Source organism: Photobacterium carnosum (assembly GCF_002849605.1).
Classification (GTDB): domain Bacteria; phylum Pseudomonadota; class Gammaproteobacteria; order Enterobacterales; family Vibrionaceae; genus Photobacterium; species Photobacterium carnosum.
Map to the genome: position 1 here is coordinate 39,560 of NZ_NPIB01000025.1, position 18,174 is coordinate 57,733.

Annotated in this window: 18 protein-coding genes; 8 read left to right on the top strand and 10 right to left on the bottom strand. The window is 35.7% G+C overall.

Translation table 11 applies throughout. From position 1 onward, the window contains the following. Positions 1 to 71: 71 nt before the first annotated feature. The 7 genes from CIK00_RS16795 to CIK00_RS16825 all read right to left on the bottom strand — a co-directional run bounded on the left by CIK00_RS16795 (position 72) and on the right by CIK00_RS16825 (position 6,487). Positions 72 to 1,730 carry a mechanosensitive ion channel family protein gene (locus CIK00_RS16795; RefSeq protein WP_101769805.1) on the bottom strand — a complete coding sequence of 553 codons (1,659 nt, stop codon included), beginning with the start codon at positions 1,728 to 1,730 and terminating at the stop codon, positions 72 to 74. A gap of 180 nt (positions 1,731 to 1,910) precedes the next feature. Next, positions 1,911 to 2,303 (bottom strand): hypothetical protein, encoded by a 393-nt coding sequence (locus CIK00_RS16800; RefSeq protein ID WP_101769806.1) that lies wholly within the window; start codon positions 2,301 to 2,303, stop codon positions 1,911 to 1,913. A gap of 141 nt (positions 2,304 to 2,444) precedes the next feature. Beyond that, the gene (locus CIK00_RS16805; protein ID WP_101769807.1) at positions 2,445 to 2,789 is read right to left on the bottom strand and encodes a DUF1971 domain-containing protein; all 345 of its coding nucleotides are present in this window, start codon (positions 2,787 to 2,789) and stop codon (positions 2,445 to 2,447) included. Positions 2,790 to 2,989: 200 nt separating this feature from the next. Beyond that, positions 2,990 to 3,739, bottom strand: a complete 750-nt coding sequence (gene pstB, locus CIK00_RS16810) for a phosphate ABC transporter ATP-binding protein PstB (protein ID WP_101769808.1) — start codon at positions 3,737 to 3,739, stop codon at positions 2,990 to 2,992. Between the two features lie 17 nt (positions 3,740 to 3,756). Continuing rightward, positions 3,757 to 4,656 (bottom strand): phosphate ABC transporter permease PstA, encoded by a 900-nt coding sequence (gene pstA, locus CIK00_RS16815; RefSeq protein WP_045040667.1) that lies wholly within the window; start codon positions 4,654 to 4,656, stop codon positions 3,757 to 3,759. Between the two features lie 6 nt (positions 4,657 to 4,662). Beyond that, positions 4,663 to 5,574: a phosphate ABC transporter permease subunit PstC gene (gene pstC / locus CIK00_RS16820; RefSeq protein ID WP_101769809.1), complete on the bottom strand. Its 912-nt coding sequence runs from the start codon at positions 5,572 to 5,574 to the stop codon at positions 4,663 to 4,665. Between the two features lie 91 nt (positions 5,575 to 5,665). Next, on the bottom strand, positions 5,666 to 6,487 hold the full coding sequence (locus tag CIK00_RS16825) for a phosphate ABC transporter substrate-binding protein (protein WP_101769810.1): 822 nt from the start codon (positions 6,485 to 6,487) through the stop codon (positions 5,666 to 5,668). A gap of 303 nt (positions 6,488 to 6,790) precedes the next feature. Between CIK00_RS16825 and CIK00_RS16830 the strand changes: the two genes are divergently transcribed. The 6 genes from CIK00_RS16830 to CIK00_RS16855 all read left to right on the top strand — a co-directional run bounded on the left by CIK00_RS16830 (position 6,791) and on the right by CIK00_RS16855 (position 12,813). Continuing rightward, complete coding sequence (locus CIK00_RS16830) at positions 6,791 to 7,705, top strand: LysR family transcriptional regulator (RefSeq protein WP_101769811.1); 915 nt, start codon at positions 6,791 to 6,793, stop codon at positions 7,703 to 7,705. Positions 7,706 to 7,968: 263 nt separating this feature from the next. After that, positions 7,969 to 9,192: a NupC/NupG family nucleoside CNT transporter gene (locus CIK00_RS16835; protein WP_101769812.1), complete on the top strand. Its 1,224-nt coding sequence runs from the start codon at positions 7,969 to 7,971 to the stop codon at positions 9,190 to 9,192. A gap of 96 nt (positions 9,193 to 9,288) precedes the next feature. Then, positions 9,289 to 9,564, top strand: a complete 276-nt coding sequence (locus CIK00_RS16840) for a hypothetical protein (RefSeq protein ID WP_101769813.1) — start codon at positions 9,289 to 9,291, stop codon at positions 9,562 to 9,564. 19 nt (positions 9,565 to 9,583) lie between these two features. Next, positions 9,584 to 9,970, top strand: coding sequence for a DUF805 domain-containing protein (locus tag CIK00_RS16845; RefSeq protein WP_101769814.1), 387 nt, complete (start codon positions 9,584 to 9,586; stop codon positions 9,968 to 9,970). A 462-nt stretch (positions 9,971 to 10,432) separates the two neighbouring features. Next, on the top strand, positions 10,433 to 11,593 hold the full coding sequence (locus CIK00_RS16850) for an amino acid permease (RefSeq protein ID WP_101769815.1): 1,161 nt from the start codon (positions 10,433 to 10,435) through the stop codon (positions 11,591 to 11,593). Positions 11,594 to 12,018: 425 nt separating this feature from the next. Further along, positions 12,019 to 12,813 carry an ATP adenylyltransferase family protein gene (locus tag CIK00_RS16855; RefSeq protein WP_101769816.1) on the top strand — a complete coding sequence of 265 codons (795 nt, stop codon included), beginning with the start codon at positions 12,019 to 12,021 and terminating at the stop codon, positions 12,811 to 12,813. A 20-nt stretch (positions 12,814 to 12,833) separates the two neighbouring features. Here the strand turns inward: CIK00_RS16855 and CIK00_RS16860 are convergent, their stop codons facing one another. Continuing rightward, complete coding sequence (locus CIK00_RS16860; RefSeq protein ID WP_101769817.1) at positions 12,834 to 13,400, bottom strand: C40 family peptidase; 567 nt, start codon at positions 13,398 to 13,400, stop codon at positions 12,834 to 12,836. 197 nt (positions 13,401 to 13,597) lie between these two features. Between CIK00_RS16860 and CIK00_RS16865 the strand changes: the two genes are divergently transcribed. Further along, a complete protein-coding gene (locus tag CIK00_RS16865; protein ID WP_101769834.1) occupies positions 13,598 to 14,794 on the top strand; it encodes a sugar ABC transporter substrate-binding protein in 1,197 nt (398 codons plus the stop codon). After that, a complete protein-coding gene (locus CIK00_RS16870) occupies positions 14,794 to 16,929 on the top strand; it encodes a diguanylate cyclase domain-containing protein (protein WP_233426574.1) in 2,136 nt (711 codons plus the stop codon). Before CIK00_RS16865 ends, CIK00_RS16870 begins: the two co-directional genes overlap by 1 nt. A gap of 54 nt (positions 16,930 to 16,983) precedes the next feature. Here the strand turns inward: CIK00_RS16870 and CIK00_RS16875 are convergent, their stop codons facing one another. Next, complete coding sequence (locus tag CIK00_RS16875) at positions 16,984 to 17,451, bottom strand: RNA methyltransferase (protein ID WP_101769818.1); 468 nt, start codon at positions 17,449 to 17,451, stop codon at positions 16,984 to 16,986. A gap of 122 nt (positions 17,452 to 17,573) precedes the next feature. Then, the gene (locus CIK00_RS16880) at positions 17,574 to 17,909 is read right to left on the bottom strand and encodes a PBPRA1643 family SWIM/SEC-C metal-binding motif protein (protein ID WP_101769819.1); all 336 of its coding nucleotides are present in this window, start codon (positions 17,907 to 17,909) and stop codon (positions 17,574 to 17,576) included. Between the last annotated feature and the right edge of the window lie 265 nt (positions 17,910 to 18,174).

The window sequence follows — 18,174 nt, forward strand, 5'->3', positions numbered from 1 at the left end:
GTTTTATTCGTTTTTTGAAAAAAATAAAAGGGTAAGTGAGACTTACCCTTTGAGAGATATAGCCTTGTTTATTATGACGCTATTTTTGATTCAATGGCTTTTTCAACCATATGCAAATGCACATCTTGTTGTGGGAACGGAATCGAGATGCCTTCACGATCAAATCGCATTTTTACTTCGCGAGTAATGTCCCAATATACATCCCAATAATCGTCAGTCTTAACCCAAGGACGAACAATGAAATCCACGGACGATGAATTTAATGTATGTAGCTTGATGGTTGGTTCAGGGCTACGTAAAACAGAAGGATGAGATTCAACGATATCTTGCAAAACACGCTCTGTTTTTTCGATATCATCACTGTAACCAATACCGAAAATCATATCGATACGACGTACTTTTTCATGTGTTACGTTTTTAATTATATCACCCCAAATTTTGCTGTTGGGTACGATAATAATTTCGTTACTGAATGTTTTGATTGTGGTATTTACTAAACTCATGTGGCTCACTTTACCTGTGATACTACCTGCTTCTACTAAATCACCGACATCAAATGGACGGTAGATCAATAGCATCATTCCTGATGCAAAATTAGATAATGTATCTTGTAATGCGAAACCAACGATAATACCGGCAACACCAAAACCAGTAAGGATTGGTGCGAGGTTTAAACCTACTTGTGATAGTGCGATTAAAATACCAATCGCAAATACAATTTTACCCGACATTGAAATAAAGAATTCTTGCATTAATATCGACATTTTTAAATTTTTTGTCGATACTGCACGTGTTACCATTTTACGAATAATATTCTTTAATGTTTTGAATACAAAGATAATAAAAACAAAAATAATAACTTTAAATATCATTTGCGGTAAATTTTCAAACAACCATGAACTAAAATCAGTTGTCCATGATGTAACGATTGACCACATAACTTTACTATTTAGTAAGTCATCAGTGACATTACCTGTTTGTTCAAATAACAACCGTTTGTATTCGGCTGTATCCAGTCCCATGCCGTCAGCAAGTTTAACTAAATCTGTTAAATTTTTAGTGTCACTACTGACTTGGCGCTGCGATAAAATTTGGGTAACTTGTAATGTTTTTAATTCATCACCCGTCGCTGATTTTATTTGTTTATCGTTTAACTCTAGTGCTTGGCTACCAAAAGTTAATGATGCAGACATGAAATCAAGACGATGTTCAATATTCTTTTTGAGTGCTTTAACCGAATTAGGTTGTGGTTTACCTAAATGCTCCATCCATTGGTAATTTTCCCATTCATCATTAAGAACGAGAATGATAAAATCACGGCTTTCAGTTAGGGCTTTTAATGCGACTAATTTATCCGTATCTTTTGCTTTATCGAGATCTTTTTGATCCCGTTCAACTTTAGTTTGTAAAAATTTTTCAGCTTCGGCTGCAAACTTTATTTGTTGTTCTACTTGTTTTAGTAGTAGCTTTTTATCCGCTTGTTTATCGTCAATTAAATCAGTTAGTGTTTGTCTTAATTCTTTGTTTTTATTGAGTAATTGTAAACGCACTACATCAAGTGATGAACCAGTTGTTGATGTTGCTTCTTTTGCTAATGTGTTTAGTTCAAGATTGAGTTTTTGAAGCTGTTGATATTCAACATTAATTTCTTGAGGGGGTGTCGGCTGTGGTTTTGTGTTAGCAAAACTTAGCGTAGAAACGAAGATAAGCATTAATACCAGTAAGCGCATGTTGCGGTAAACTCCTGCTGGTGATAAGGAAACATGATATTACCAATATATATTGCATTATTGATAACAAGTTATTTATTGTCATTAGACAAATGTCTGCAGATTATAGCTAAATCGACGCTTACGGCTATAGATATTCAAATATATATAGAAAAATGTCTTTATCATTACTAAATAGATTTAGGCGATCATTGATGGAAGGTCTGATTGGCATAAAAAATGACATTGAGTGAAAGTCCATGTCCAATCTGGCATCCAAGGTTCTTGTATCAGAATAATAAAAATATTGTGTTGCGCATAAGAGGGTATTAATTGTCGTAATAGCGGATAGCTAGACTTATCGACGAGAAGGATATTACAGTCACTATTAAGGATCTGATTGATAAAAAGGTCTGGATCTGCCTTTTTTATTAATTGATAGGTTTTAATATTAAGTAGATTAAATTGTTCAATAAATAAATTTTGCACTGGTGAATTATTAATTAACAGCGCAACTGATTTTATCGGAACATTGGTTGATGTAAGTACATTTATCCACGTTGTAACTTGATTAATCGGTTGTTTATAGCACATTCTTACACCTTATTATATACATCACTTATGAGTGATTGGCCTGTATAGATAAGATTAGCTTATAATTTTTAAGGTACTGTCATTATAAGGTTAATTTCACATTTAAGTGATGATAATCGTAAGCCTGTGCTATTAGTATTATTATGCTTCAGATGGTCGTTCATTGATGTTATCACGTACGATTTGACTGTTATCTTGAGCATAAAAACGGACTTGGAACTGCGTATCTTCAGTTAAGAATTCCACTTTATGCCAATATTGTGGTGGACTAATCGCAAAATCCCCAGCATTGATAATAACTTCTTGTTCAATATCACCACGTCGATCTTTAAAACCGTAGAATTTTAACTGACCTTGTAATACAGATATTTTGCCATAGACACCTGCACGGGTGTTATGCAGATGAAGAAACATTTTTGGAATATTTTCAGGCGTGAAAATAGGTGTGGATTTATAATTAACATAATCACTTGGAATGGCTGTCATGAGAATTTCCTTTGATTTATGATAGTAGCTTTACAAAACATGACTATAAAATACATCTTTATAATTGAGGTTGCAATGGTTTTATTTTTGTTGTGGTAATGCTTGTTTTTTAACTAATATTTTTAGTGTTAAATAAAAAAGCCCCTTCATAAAGAAGAGGCAAGTTGTACCATCGCTATTATTATTCGTTGCATCTTGCTTTAACCAAAATCACCGTTTACATAACCACGAGTACGATCGTCTGTTGGGTTATTAAAGATATTTTGTGTTTCATTATGTTCAACTAATTCACCCATTAAGAAGAATGCGGTGCGATCTGATATGCGGCGGGCTTGTTGCATTGAGTGGGTAACAATTACAATCGTAAATTCTTTTTTAAGGGTTTCCATTAAATCTTCAATTTTTTTAGTCGCAATCGGATCAAGGGCTGATGTTGGTTCATCCATTAATATCACTTCAGGTTTCATCGCAATAGTACGAGCAATACATAAGCGTTGCTGCTGACCACCAGAAAGACCAAAGGCATGAGATTTTAAGCGATCTTTGACTTCGTCCCATAATGCTGCGCCACGGAGTGATTGCTCAACGATAGTGTCTAAGGTTTTTTTATCTTTTACGCCTTGGGCTCGTAAACCATAAGCAACATTTTCATAGATACTCATCGGAAATGGATTGGGTTTTTGAAATACCATTCCCACTTTAATGCGTAATTGAGCGACGTCGATATTGCCATAGACATTTTCATCATCAATGGTTAATAAACCTTTAATGGTTACGCCTTCAATTAAGTCGTTCATACGATTTAGACAACGTAACAAGGTTGATTTACCACAGCCTGATGGTCCAATAAGCGCGGTAACTTGGCGGTTAGGGATCGGTAAATTGATTTTCTTTAATGCTTGGTTTTGACCGTAAAAAAGATCCAGATTTTCAATATTAAATTTGTTCATGTTTATATCCTCAGAATTTAGTAAGTCGCAGTATTAAAACGGCTAGCGATAAGCTTAGTAATTAGGTTAATAACAAGAACAACAATAATGAGCACGGTCGCGGTACCATAAGCTTGGTTCCATTCGTGTACGGTGTAGAGTTCTTGCGTTAGCTTGTATAGGTGAACAGTAAGCGTACGTCCTGAGTCAAACACACTCTCTGGAATACGTGCCACCATGCCTGCTGTCATAAATACCGGTGCAGATTCACCAATAACACGACCGACGCTGAGGATAATAGCGGTTACAATTCCTGGCATTGCACTAGGAAGGATAAGTCGCCAAATAGTATAAATTTTAGATGCACCCAAACCGTATGAACCTTCACGGTAAGTTTGTGGTACGGCCATTAATGCTTCTTCAGTGGTACGAATAATCACAGGAAGAATCAAAATACTTAACGTTAATGCACCGGATAAAATTGAATAGCCGAAACCAAGAATAACCACAAAAAAGGTCATACCGAAAAGGCCATAAATAATAGAGGGAATACCCGCTAAAGATTCAGTACAAAAACGAATAACTTTAACTAAACGGCTACCTACTTTTGCATATTCAGTAAGATAAATCGCGGTCATGATCCCTAATGGTGCCGCAACAGAAATTGATGCGAGTACCATATAGAGTGTCGAAACAATCATTGGCCAAATGCCAGATTCTTTACCGATAGTGGTATAGTTTGAGCTAATAAAAGACCAATCGACATGAGAGAGGCCATTACTGAGGATGTACCACATAACCCATAATAAAAAGCCAACCGTAACCCCCGCAGATAACCAGATAAGAGCGAGTGATAAGCGGTCTTTTAGTTTTTGTGCTGCTGGATTCGCATTTTCTAATCGACTCGTTTGAGTTGATAATGTATGACTATTATTCATTGTGAATTACCTCGCTCGCTCACGGTTTAGGTAAAGAAGCGCACCGTTTAGGGTCATAATAAACACTAACAGCACAATACCTGTCGCATACAGTGCGCTGGCGTGAATACCGGTTGCGTAAGACATTTCAATCGCGATGTTGGCGGTTAGTGTTCGTGCTGATTCGAGTAAACCTTCAGGCATAGCAGGGGAGTTACCCATTACCATGATAATTGCCATCGTTTCGCCAAGTGCACGTGCTACGCCTAAAATAACCCCAGTCATAATGCCGGAACGAGCAGCCGGAACGATCAGTTTAAAAATAGTAAATATTGATGAAGCCCCAAGTGCTAAAGACCCTTCTTTATAGGCACGAGGTACGGCACGGATTGAGGTTTCAGAGATAGTAATGACGGTTGGAAGGATCATTACAGCAAGTACAATGATCCCTGCAAGAATAGTGTTACCCGCGGGTACATTAAAGATGTCTTGAATAAGCGGTACAATAATAACCAATCCAAAAAAGCCATAAACAACCGATGGAATACCCGCAAGTAGTTCAATCATTGGACGAATTAAATTCGCTAGTGGTCTTGGTGCAATTTCTGCAATAAAGATTGCTGTCAGTACTCCAATGGGTACACCGATCATAACTGCGCCTGCTGTTGAAACAAGTGACGCAACAATCATTGGTGCAATACCGTAGAGTGCGGGGGGTAACCAATCTGTACCTAGTATAATGCCTGTAACGCCAGAGTAAGCAAAAGCAGCATAACCTTCACGGAAAATAAAGTAGCCAATAGTAACGAGGGATAAAATACCGATTGCTGCACTAAGCATAAAAAGGTATTTAAAGAACATTTCGCGCCAGTCGATACGTTTTTTTGACTTTAGCCGCGGCATATCCTGAGTCGATTTTTCAATATTTGCGATGGTCATAATCTACACTCCAGAAAGGATACCAATGAGTAGCCTATTTCTGAGAAGTCAAAAACGCTCAACTCACACACGTTGAGCGCTAAAATAAAAATTAGTTAATTGAGATGAAGCCTTTATCTGCAACAATTTTTTGCGCGGTTGGTGATTGAACCCATGTCAAGAAATCCAATGCTTCTTTTGAGGGGCGACCTTCTTTGTAAACCACAATAAATGGACGCTGAACACTGTAGTCACCGGCTTTAATTGCAGCGATTGATGGTTTATGCCCGTCAATTGTTAGTGCCTTAACGGTATTATCAACTGAACCCAGTGAAATATAGCCGATAGCAAAAGGGTTATTAGCAACCGTGGTTTTTAGCTGACCATTACCACTAGCAACTTGTGCTTTTTGAGAAATTGCAGAGACTTTAATATCGTTAATTTTTTTCTTTAGTGACATGATGTCTTCAAATGCACCGCGCGTGCCAGAAGCGGTATCACGGGTAGCAACAACAATCGGCTTATCTTCACCACCGACTTGATTCCAGTTTGTTACGTTACCTTTGTAGATTTCAGCAATTTGTTCTTTAGTTAAATCGGTTATAGGGTTGCTATTGTTAACCACAACGGCGATGCCATCACGAGCAATAACGACTTCTTTTATTTGTGGTGATTCTTCTGCGGTTTTTAAACTGCGAGATGACATGCCTAGATCAGCAGAGCCATCGTGAGCAACGCGAATACCTGCTGATGATCCTGGCCCTTGAACTTCTACAGTGACATCGTTAGATTTTGCATACGTCTCACCCAATACTTCCATGAGGGGCGAAACGGAGCTAGAACCTACAACAGAGATAGTCTCGCCAGCAAACGCCGTAGAACTAACAGCAAATGAACTGACAACAACAATTGCGCTGATAATCTTTGTTTTCATTTTCCTAATCCTTTCTTGTTGGGTAAAACGCCAATAGGTTTGAATGAACAGGACAAAGATTAAAAAAGTTATATGACAATAATGTTTCAGAAGTTTGAACACTCTATGAATGTTGTAATGAAACACGGAAAAGTATGTAACACGTTGTTTGGTTGTTGTATGTTATTTCTGATGAAAAGAAGGAATCAATATTCAGTAAATAACGAGATAACATATACTATCAACTAGAAATAGTATTTACGGTAACACCGGTATTAACGTATTTGAGTTATTATGATTTTTTATTAGATATAAAGGTTGTAGATGTTAAAAAAAGCACAGCAAATGATTGTTTTCAATGCTCTTACTAAACAACAAAGCTTTACTAAAGCCGCGCAGTTACTTGATATTTCACGCACTCAAGTAAGTAAATTGATTCAACAATTAGAACAGCGATTGGGGGTGCAATTGGTGCAACGCACAACGCGATCATTTGCATTAACCGAGGCAGGGCGTTTATTTGCTAAGCACTGTGAAAAAGTAGCGGAAGAAATAAATGAAGCAGAAAGTGAGTTATTAGGGAGTGAAGATAACTCTCAAGGTTTACTACGCGTTGGTATCGCACAATCTTTTGCTTCTAATCATGTTGCGCCTTATATCAATGAGTTTCATGCCCAGCATCCATTAATCAATTTAGAATTGAGTTTGTTTGATCATCGGGTTGATTTAATTGCGGAACAGCTTGATCTTTGGATTGGATTTATGGACTCACCACCAGAAGGCTTTGTGGCTCGTCATTTGAGTAATTGTGATTTTGTGCTGGTGGCAAGTCCTGAATATTTAGCAACCCATGGTGTGCCTTATCAACCAAGTGACCTAACGGAACATAATTGTATTATTTATTTTAGTCGTGAACGTAAAGATAATGTTTGGAGTTTTAGTCAGCAAAATAAAAATCAGGATATTAAAGTGACAGGTAATTATCGGGTCGATTCTGCGGATGCTGTTCGTGATGCAACGATTGCGGGTAATGGTATTGGCTATTTAGCAACGTATTTATTAACTGATGAGATCCGTCAAGGTAAGTTAATTCGACTGATGCCAGATTGGCAATTAACCCAACATATGCCGCTCTATGCGGTCTATCCAAGACATAAATTTTTACCCAATAAAGTGAATCTGTTTATTGCATTTATTCGTCGTCATATAGATATGGGTAATATTCTCTGTAAATGGTAATGATGTAAAAAACAGCGATCTCACGCAAACGGTTGGCTAAAAAGAATGAAAAATTGTTTCAAATTGTAATTATTAGAGGTAATAGTATCCCTCAGGGGAACTAATGCGACGATTTTCGTTTGCTTAGGTTGAAAATAATGCAATTTAATGGTGTTTTGTTAGATTACTGTTATTTGCAGTAACAATTTGATCCTTGTCACACTTTTTTTTATGAATACACTCTCTCCGCAATCGTTTACTACACCAAACATTGGGGAATAATTTTGCATTATCTCATCGGCATACTCGGTATATTTGTTATTTTTGTGGTGGGTTTTTTATTTTCTGAAAACCGATCTGCAGTGAACTGGCGCAGTGTGCTTGGTGCTTTTTGCATTCAGGTTTTATTTGCTGCTTTTATTCTTTATGTGCCAGTTGGTCGCGTAGTCTTAAATAGTGTGTCTGGTGCAGTATCTGGGGTTATTGAATATGGCCATGAAGGTACGTCGTTCTTATTTGGTCAGCTAGCTCAATTTAAACTGGGCTTTATTTTTGCGGTTAATGTATTACCTTCTATTGTCTTCTTCTCTGCATTAATTTCTGTATTATATTATGTTGGCATAATGAAGTGGGTGATTCGTGGTATTGGTGGCTTATTACAGCGCTTATTAGGTACCACACGCACTGAATCAATGTCTGCAACCGCGAATATCTTTGTTGGTTCTGTAGAAGCACCATTGGTTGTACGCCCATTTCTTGCTCGAATGACTCGTTCTGAATTATTTGCCGTAATGGTTGGCGGCTTAGCCTCTGTTGCTGGTGGTACCATGGTCGGTTACGCTGGTCTAGGGGTGCAATTAAAGTATCTTATTGCAGCAAGCTTTATGTCAGCTCCCGCAGGATTGATGATGGCAAAACTGGTTGTGCCGCAAACCGAAGGCGTACACAGCATGGAAGACGAAGATGACGGCGAAGAAGATGAACCTGTTAACTTAGTTGATGCGGCTTCTCGTGGTGCATTAAGTGGCTTACAAATTGCGATGGCGGTTGGTGCAAGTTTATTGGCTGTTATTAGCTTAATTGCGATGGTGAATGGTGGCTTAGGTCATATTGGTCATTGGATTGGAATTAATGATCTTAGTTTAAATTTGATTTTTGGTTACCTGTTTGCGCCTGTTGCTTGGCTAATTGGTGTGCCTTGGTCAGAAGCAACGACGGCTGCCAGTCTTATTGGTACTAAAATTGCTGTAAATGAATTTATTGCATTTGCAGAATTAATGAAACCTGAAACGTTAGCTAAACTAAGTGAGCACTCACAAGCTATTGTAACGTTTGCCTTATGCGGTTTTGCAAATTTAACGTCTATTGCAATGTTGATGGGGGGATTAGGTGGCATTGTGCCGAAACGTCGTCCTGAAATTGCACGTTTAGGTATGAAGGCTATTTTCGCAGCAACTCTCGCTAATTTAATGAGTGCAACACTTGCAGGTTTATTTCTTCCTGTTTAAGAGTAGTATATTCCCATTATAAAATTAAAATAAACAGAGAGCTTGGCTCTCTGTTTTTGTTTCGAAGATAACGTACTGATAGTGGGAAAATAATCAATGAAATCTGACAGTGATAAACTCATAGCTAAACATGAACAATTGATTCATAGTGAAGGGCTAACAGTATATTCACACACGCAGCGAGATGATGGCGAGTGGATACAGCATTCATTGATGATTGACGGCTATAACGTGCCTTTTAAGTTTAAACGTAAAGCAAGATATAGGACACTTACTGGTGCAAAAGTAAATATGACCTATTATGTTGATTCAATGATTGTGGCAGGTTTAGAATTTGAAATAATGAAAGTTGTCCGCATCAAGCGTTGTTAATATTCACAAGGAAGATAGAATGAATTGGTATTTTGCCGTTATTCGTAAATATGCCCAATTTCAAGGGCGTTCACGTCGAAAAGAATTTTGGTTTTTTACTTTAATTAACGCATGTATAAGTCTAGCTTGTAGTCTTGTTGATACAACATTGCAGTTACCAACTGTAATGGAAGGTTATGGTGTGTTAGGTGCGTTATATGCAGCTTTTGCCTTTATTCCTACCGTTGCTGTAACCGTTCGTCGATTGCATGATCAAGATCGTACCGGTTGGTGGGCATTAATTATGTTAATACCAATTGTTGGCATTTTAGTGCTGCTTTATTTTATGGTACAAAACAGTACCGAAGGCAGCAACCGTTTTGGTCGTAATCCAAAACAGAATGATAATTCGACACTAAGCGTTTAAATTCGTTGCTATCTTAATTAAATGAACATGACCCAGTCTTCGGATTGGGTTTTTTTATTGAATAGAAACAGAAACAGAAATAGAATCATTCATTCCATTCCTGAACAATGTGCTTTAGTATGATGTTATTAGCTAACTAAACTGTTTTGACCGAAACAGTATTTATATTCTGACCGAATATTGCTAATAAATTGAGTTTCATCGTTTAGGAGTACGATAATGACGCAACAGCACCAATATAAACACTATCAATCCCCCTCATCACTGGCATCGCATGGTTTCTTTTCTGATGCGAGATGCACTGTAATGGTTTTCTCTTCTGTCTCTTATTTTAGCTTCCGATTTAGTAACGGTTCTCTGTAACCGCACTTTTTTATTCGTTAAAAAATCACATGATATTACTAATGTATCTGATTTCAGATATATGGATTGTTATATCTAACAATAAGAAAAGAGAAAAATATGAATACTAAATTATTAGGAAGTTCGCTGATTATTGCGGGCACAGCGTTAGGCGCAGGCATGCTTGCCATACCTATGGTATTAGCACAATTTGGTTTATTATCCGGCTCTTTATTGATGCTACTTATTTGGAGTGGCACGACTTATGCTGCTTTATTATTACTAGAAGCAAGTATTAAAGTTGGTGGTGGTTTAGGCATGAATACCATCGCACGAAAAACGTTAGGTAAAGGCGGGCAATTAATTACCAATGGATTACTTTATGCTTTACTTGTTTGTTTATTAATGGCTTACATTATTGGTGCTGGTGATTTATTACAAAAATTAACCACAGGTTTTGGCCTGCAATTGTCATTAATACAAAGTCAGATCATCTTTACGGTGTTAGCCGGTTGTATTGTTGCCGCTGGTACGGGGGTGGTTGATAAGCTTAATCGTGTTCTATTTTTAATCATGATTGTCGTATTAATTATTACATTATGCGCTTTGATACCCGGTATGAGTTTTAATCACTTTTTTGAAGCCAGTAATAATAGCAATATTGATTTAATTAAAACCAGTGCGGTATTGTTTACCAGTTTTGGTTTCTTCCCTGTTATTCCATCATTAGTTTCATATAATGATAAAGCAAGCCATAAGCAATTAAGAAATATGGTGTTATTAGGCTCATTAATTCCATTAGGCTGCTATCTGTTGTGGTTGTATGCTGTTGTTGGGAGTTTATCAGCAGAGCAATTGATTAAGTTTGATAATGTCTCTGTATTGATTGATGCATTGAGTGCTCGATTCTCTGGTATACATATCATTTTGTCTGTATTTACTGGCTTAGCATTATTAACTTCATTTTTAGGTGTGGCTATGTCGTTGTTTGATCAGAATGTTGATTTGTTCAGACAGAATCGTGTTGTAACCTATGTTTTAACGTTTATCTTACCTTTGCTTGGGGCTATATTTGCCGCAAATCAGTTTTTAGCGGTGTTAAATTATGCTGGTCTGATTTTAGTATTTATTGCTGTATTTATACCGATGTTGATGATTCACAACATAAGAAAATCAGTTCAAAAAGTACCGAGTACTGATTATCAAGTTGCAGGGGGATCATTGGCAATGTTAATGAGTTTATTCTTTGGTTGTTTTTTAGTTGGTGCTCAGCTTATTTAGTAAGTGAGTAGTAGACATGAAACGCTCATTATCTTATCTGTGGGCGTTTTTTGTTTTTAAAACAAAGGATTAAACCTATTTAAAAAGGAGTAGGGTAGCCGATTGACCGATCTGGAATACCCTTTAAAGCCCTTTAAAGCCCTTTATATGACCAGTATAAAGTTTAATCATTTAAGTATATCGGTTACTTTGGAGTACGAATTATTATCGCAAGTAACGAATAAACTTTGTAGGAATGATAATACAAACTTTCCTCAATGAGGGCTATCCTCTAACCATTTTTCGTTAGAGTGCTTTTTTTCTAAAAGTGTAAACTTTAAATTACACAAGGTATCCTTGGGATCTAATCTTACTGTTTTTTTATTAGGTGAGTGATTAGTGTTGTTCTATTTTCTAATGATTAGAATGGTTGCAGGTATTTGTAGATGCTATGGGATAAAGCTTTAACAGTTGCTAAAAATGCAAGAGAAGCACAAGTATTGCTGCCTATTGCGACCATGAGCTCAGTTGTTTCTGAGCAGGGAATTGATTTTTTTATTAAGATCATGAATGATAATTTTACTAAAAAAATGCAACAAGGACTGACACAAAGTAATCCATTCTTGCCTTATGATGAACAAATGTTTGTTGATACTGTAGGTCATGAGCATGTGTGTCTATTAAATAAGTATCCAGTTGGTGAGCCTCATTTGCTGATTTGTAGCAAAGAATTTGTTAAGCAATCATCTTTACTTGATCTTTATGATTTTTCAGCTTGGATTCAGGGTGTTACTTATCCCAATGTCCTTGGTTTTTTTAACTCAGCATCAGAGGCGGGTGCGAGCCAACGTCATCGACATATGCAGTTAATAAAAACCGTAATGCCGTTAGAGAATATGATTTTATCGGGCAAGCTACCGTTTAGGCATAAATTATTTACTTTTGATCGTATCAACAGTGAAAAGACCTATTTTTGCTATTTGGCTGCAATGCATGATCTAGGACTGACACCTAAAAAAGTGACGTTAAATATTAACGAGCCTATAGAATGTTTACCTTATAATATTTTATTAACTCAGCATTGGATGTTAGTGATCCCTCGGCTAACGAATCATATTGGTGATATTTTTACTAATGCTTTGAATTACTCTGGATGTTTTTTAGTAAAAGATCAGCAGCAATATGATTGGTTAACAAAGTACGGTTGTTTACGGTTATTAACTGAATGTGTTGTACCTTAAAGATAACAATGACGGGAGTGTTAAGACTCCCTTTTTGATGGATTTGGCATTTTTATTACGGTTAAAAAACGTTTTGGGTAGCCGCTTTGGTAATAGCTTGTTTCAGTGACACCAAAGTGTTTTTTAGATGATGAGCTATGAATGAATTTAAGTCTGCCTGGTTTTACTTCCGTAATTATTCCTGCATGACCGGGTTTTCTTATTTTTAAATTTGTACCGGTAAAAATAATAAGATCACCGACTTTTGCCTTTTTTAATGGTGTTGATTTATCAAATAGTTGGGTATAGCTAGCTGTTGTTCTGGGGATGTAAATATCAAAATGTTTATATACGTATTGAATAAATCCTGAACAATCGAACCCTTTCGGTGTAATTCCTCCCCAAACATAACGTGTTCCGAGATATTGTTTTGCGAAAGAAATCATTTTATGATTTTCTGTTGTCTTGGTTGCAGTAGATTGGCGAATGTTTTTTTTATGGAATATACTTATTTCTTTGATTGTTTGGGGTGATGCATTTACGTTTGACTCGCAAGCAACGACGAACAATAAAGATAAAGGTAATATGGCTTTAAAATATATATTCATGGTATTTATTGTTTCTGTATTGATATTAATTAAGTGTGAGTAGTTTAATACTAAAGGTTTATTTTTAGCTTACAATAGATATTAAGCATTATAATTTTTATTAATATAACAATTTATCTAAATGAGATTTATTTACTTCGAGTTTTTATATGTCAAACAAAACATATCATAATATGCATCTGGTTATAATCAAAATAATGTCTGATAAGTTATTAAATACTTTCCAGTTTTCTTTTTTGTTCTTCATACTTTTATTTTCAAAAACAGTATTAGCAACACAGACATTAACTATTTGGTCTTCACATCAGAATCGTGATTTCTTAACAGTAATGGCAAAGGTATATGAAAAAAAACATGATGTTAACATCTCAATTGTACAACTTGATCCATCAGAGATAAAAGCAGAAATTTTATTAAGTGCTCAAGATGGTGGTTTACCTGATTTTATTGTTATTCCTTCTGATTTTTTAGGATTGCATAAAATGATGAATTTATCGTCTATTCCTGGTGATTGGTATAAAGAAGAACTAAGTTCAAGAGTAAAAGCTTCTGTAGAATTAGACGGAAAGTATTGGGGAATACCTCTGATTCAAGGTAATTTTTTACTTTTATATTATAATAAAAAATATGTGACACAACCGATTACAGATTTTAAAGAGCTTATTCAAATAAAAAAACAATTGCTGGCTAAAAATATTATACCAATAGGGTGGAATTATAATGATATGTATTATTTTATGCCCTTTTTATCGGTATTTAATGGCTGGCCTATTGCTAATGGAAAAATCACTCTTAATACACCAGCAATGGTTAAAGCTTTAAAATATTACCGTTCATTGGCAGATCAAGGCATTATTGATCGACATTGTGATTACCGTTGTTCCCAGCGTGATTTTGTTGAAGGTAAAAGTGCTTATTCTATTAATGGTGATTGGGCATATCATGATTTAAAAGTGATGTTGGGTGATGACTTAGGCGTTGCTGTATTACCTAAGGTCAATGGTAATACAATGCATCCAATGGCAAGTACATTTGTTTTGGCTATTCCTAGTTGTTCACTTCGCTTAAAAGATAAGCAGAAAGTAATTAAGAGTTTTGCAAAGTTTGTTCAGAAATTAAGCAATCAGCAGGCAGTGTATGAAAAAGCGCATTTATTACCTATATCTATGGCGTATTATAAGCAACTTAAAGTAAGAGCAAAGGGTGATAGTTTAATTATGTTTAATCAAATGGCATTAACGAAACCGATGCCATCAATGATGAACATGGCTATTTCATGGCAGGCTATAGCGATTGGTTTTCAACATTATAAAGCTGGAGCAACCGCTGAATATACTGCGGAACATATGCAAAAAATGGCGATAAAACAGCTTCAATCTTTGGATCATAATTGATGAAATTACGCTTAAAATCATCATTAGCATTATTAATGTTAATTATTGCTGTTGTACCTGCTGCGATTGTTGGTGGGTTACTTTTAAAACAACAATCAGATGTGGAAGAGAATTATCGTATTGATATGCTAGACCGATTATCTAAAACGATTGAGCAAGAATTTGATTATCGATTTTCATTACTATCAACAAGTTTAGATGTACTATCACGTGATAGACTATTTGTTCAAGCTATTGATAACTTTTTTCTTGCGGGTCATGTTAATACTTCTTTAGGTACATTAGTTAAAAATGCACCATTAATTCAAGCTGCTTATTTAGTTGATGATCAATGGGCTGAAATTGAAAGTTATAATGGTATTCGTGGCTTATCTTCTTTTTTTAAATTAAAAGATATACTTAGTTATCGTTTATCTCATCAAAATAATAACGGACGACAATGGGTTTTTTATTATAATGGTGAAGATTTAATGCCATTTAAATTTAATCCCACTCGTCGAGGGATCGTCGTTGGAGTACCTATTTTTCAATCGATGACAAATGGTTTAAAACGAGAACCATTAGGATATTTAATTGTTGTTGTACCAATAGAAAATATTATTAAAGTATTACGGCCTTATTTGAAAGATGGAGAACAAGTAGTTTTCCACAACAATGACAGAGGAAGTGTGAATAATATTGATGATATAAATAATATCATTATTACTCAAGGTGTTATAAATAATAAAACACCGACAATACATAAAACAATAAAGATCAAATTAGAAAATAAGTATATTTCAGAACCTATTGAATACATAATGAAAGTGTATATGGGTAAATATATTGGAGAGAATCCGTATATTAATTCATTGAAATATATAACATTATTTGGTGGAATTATTATTTTACTGTCACTTTTTAGTGCGGGGTTGATCTATCGTTGGATTGCTCGACCATTAAGTGGATTGATGGATGTGGTGCGAGCTTATTCCCACGGTGAATATAAAAGCGCCAATAAAACATTACGTTTTGCTGAATTTTTAATGGTTGAGCAACTCATTCGTAATATGGCAAAAACGATTCAAGCTCAAATGGCAAATTTGGCCACGACAAATAAAGAATTAAATATTGCATATTTAGAAAAAGAACAAGCGAACTTACAATTAGTTAATTTTAATGATCAATTAGAAAAAAAAGTTAAAGAGAAAACATTAGCACTTAGTCGTTCATTATTACGAGAAAAAAATCGACGTTCGATGTTGCAATCATTATTATCGTTTAGCCATGAGCTTCAATCAGGGAATATTATTGAAACGGTAATGACACAAGTGGTAGCTTTATATCCCATGGCTGGTTGGGCAATGAAAAATTATGCCGATAATAAAGGTATATGGGCCTGTGAAAATATAGTTCAGTCTCGTTTAGAAAATAAAGATATACAGCCTGAAAGTCATTATAGCGATTATTATCGTGTGCCAAGTAATGGTGAATATTTGCATTGTTTTAAAGTTAAAAATAGTCAGAATGACATTACAGGTATAATAGTAATGCAATATATGGCATTAGAACATGATGACTTTGAAGTGATTTCTTTATTTATTCGCCAATTATCAATTGAATTAGAAGGCCGGTTATTAAATGAAGAGCTGGCGCGAATAGCGGTTACTGATTCATTAACAGGATTAGCGAATAGAAAGGCTTTTGATCTAGATTTAGACGAGCATATTCAATTATTTAATCGTTATCCAGAGCGACATTTTGGTGTGTTTATATTGGATGTTAATGGCCTAAAACGAGCAAATGATTGTTATGGTCATAGTATGGGTGATGTATTATTAATTGAGACAAGTAAACTATTAGTTAAAACTTCTCGAGTGACGGATAAAGTTTATCGGCTTGGTGGGGATGAGTTTGCAATTATTTTAGAAGCAGGCGATTCTGAAAGTTGTAGCATTTTATGGCGTCGGTTAGAAAAAGTACGCAATCAAATTAATTATGCCTATTTGCCTGATGGAAAACGTGTTGAAATTCATTTTGCTGTTGGGTATGCCAGTACTGATCAATACTCAGTAGAGCAGATTTTTTTAGTTGCAGATAAAGCGATGTATAAAGATAAACATCATTTCTATGAAACTACGGGTATTAAACAGTAGTAATATAACCACTGCAATATACATAGATGTTGCAGTGGTTTGAATGTCGGAGGCTTATTTATGATTCGAGTAATTACTACCCTTTGCCATACGATCATATAAGATCACATTAACCGCCGCTGCTAAATTCATTGAACCTTTTGTTGGAACATAAATTGTTTCACGACAAAAATCAGTGATTTCTTTTTTTAATGTGCCATCTTCAGGACCAAAAATATAAAACGCACGTTTTGGGTGTTTATATTCAGGTAATGGCTTCGCATCATCAATTAAATCTACGGCAACCGGTACACAGCCGACAGGAATAATAGCTTTTAGATCTTCAACACCAATTAAAGGGATATCAAGCGCAGCATTTTTGGTATCAGTACAAAATTGCGCTGCATGATCATAACGAGTGCCAGTATAAAAGACAGAGTTGACACCATAACAGCCCGCTGCTCGCATAACAGAGCCGACATTTTCAGGCGTTTTGGGATTAAAAAGGCCTACACAAGAGTAACCCTGACTTTTTTTGCTCATATGTACATCTACTTTAGAAATTGTGGCGGGATTGTATACCTAAATGCGATATTTTTGCAGTAGGTACCATTATTTAGGGGAGAATAAAACAGGAACTGAGGCTCCTGTTTTTATGTGAGGTTTTACTTACCGCAACATTTTTTGTATTTCTTGCCGCTGCCACATGAACAAAGGTCATTACGGTTAGGTGTTTTGTCAAACATTGTCGTTATTGGTTTGTTTAATGTTGCCGTTAATTCTGTAATATCTTCTTCAACGTCAGCATTGATTGTAAATGATGCAAAAAGCTGTTGTTCTGCAAGTTCTACTTCTAGTTCTTGTTGGCGTGCTTCTGTGTTCACAATCAGTGTGAGTGGGTTGGTTTCCGTGCCAAGCTTATTTTCACGCTTTGTGTTATAGCCACAGCTGCTGTGTTTTGGTTTTTTTTCGATGCGGCCTTTAAAGAAAAATTTAGACATGGGATAACCTGTTTGCTATGTAATATTAGCGTTGTCATTGTTGAATGAATACGCTTAATAACGAAAAAGCCACCAAAAGTAAGGTGGCTGAAATTGCGGGCATAATAACCGCCATTGTGTCGCTTATCAAGCATTGAGCTAATGCCGTCGTAATAAAAATATTCAGAAGATATGATGAAAAATGTAGCAGACGATGTTTAATTCTTTGCTTGCCACCAAGTAATCGATTGCATTAGCCTGAAATTGTCTTCACAATTGAGCGGTT

What these genes read in the sequence shown, in the direction of transcription:
- CIK00_RS16855 (WP_101769816.1), top strand. Translation starts at nt 12,019, where the DNA reads ATGCTATGGGATAAAGCTTTAACAGTTGCTAAAAATGCAAGAGAAGCA.
- CIK00_RS16845 (WP_101769814.1), top strand. Translation starts at nt 9,584, where the DNA reads ATGAATTGGTATTTTGCCGTTATTCGTAAATATGCCCAATTTCAAGGG.
- CIK00_RS16865 (WP_101769834.1), top strand. Translation starts at nt 13,598, where the DNA reads ATGTCTGATAAGTTATTAAATACTTTCCAGTTTTCTTTTTTGTTCTTC.
- pstB (WP_101769808.1), bottom strand. Translation starts at nt 3,739, where the DNA reads ATGAACAAATTTAATATTGAAAATCTGGATCTTTTTTACGGTCAAAAC.
- CIK00_RS16860 (WP_101769817.1), bottom strand. Translation starts at nt 13,400, where the DNA reads ATGAATATATATTTTAAAGCCATATTACCTTTATCTTTATTGTTCGTC.
- CIK00_RS16870 (WP_233426574.1), top strand. Translation starts at nt 14,794, where the DNA reads ATGAAATTACGCTTAAAATCATCATTAGCATTATTAATGTTAATTATT.
- CIK00_RS16825 (WP_101769810.1), bottom strand. Translation starts at nt 6,487, where the DNA reads ATGAAAACAAAGATTATCAGCGCAATTGTTGTTGTCAGTTCATTTGCT.
- CIK00_RS16850 (WP_101769815.1), top strand. Translation starts at nt 10,433, where the DNA reads ATGAATACTAAATTATTAGGAAGTTCGCTGATTATTGCGGGCACAGCG.
- CIK00_RS16805 (WP_101769807.1), bottom strand. Translation starts at nt 2,789, where the DNA reads ATGACAGCCATTCCAAGTGATTATGTTAATTATAAATCCACACCTATT.
- CIK00_RS16875 (WP_101769818.1), bottom strand. Translation starts at nt 17,451, where the DNA reads ATGAGCAAAAAAAGTCAGGGTTACTCTTGTGTAGGCCTTTTTAATCCC.
- CIK00_RS16880 (WP_101769819.1), bottom strand. Translation starts at nt 17,909, where the DNA reads ATGTCTAAATTTTTCTTTAAAGGCCGCATCGAAAAAAAACCAAAACAC.
- CIK00_RS16795 (WP_101769805.1), bottom strand. Translation starts at nt 1,730, where the DNA reads ATGCGCTTACTGGTATTAATGCTTATCTTCGTTTCTACGCTAAGTTTT.
- CIK00_RS16800 (WP_101769806.1), bottom strand. Translation starts at nt 2,303, where the DNA reads ATGTGCTATAAACAACCGATTAATCAAGTTACAACGTGGATAAATGTA.
- CIK00_RS16830 (WP_101769811.1), top strand. Translation starts at nt 6,791, where the DNA reads ATGTTAAAAAAAGCACAGCAAATGATTGTTTTCAATGCTCTTACTAAA.
- pstA (WP_045040667.1), bottom strand. Translation starts at nt 4,656, where the DNA reads ATGAATAATAGTCATACATTATCAACTCAAACGAGTCGATTAGAAAAT.
- CIK00_RS16840 (WP_101769813.1), top strand. Translation starts at nt 9,289, where the DNA reads ATGAAATCTGACAGTGATAAACTCATAGCTAAACATGAACAATTGATT.
- pstC (WP_101769809.1), bottom strand. Translation starts at nt 5,574, where the DNA reads ATGACCATCGCAAATATTGAAAAATCGACTCAGGATATGCCGCGGCTA.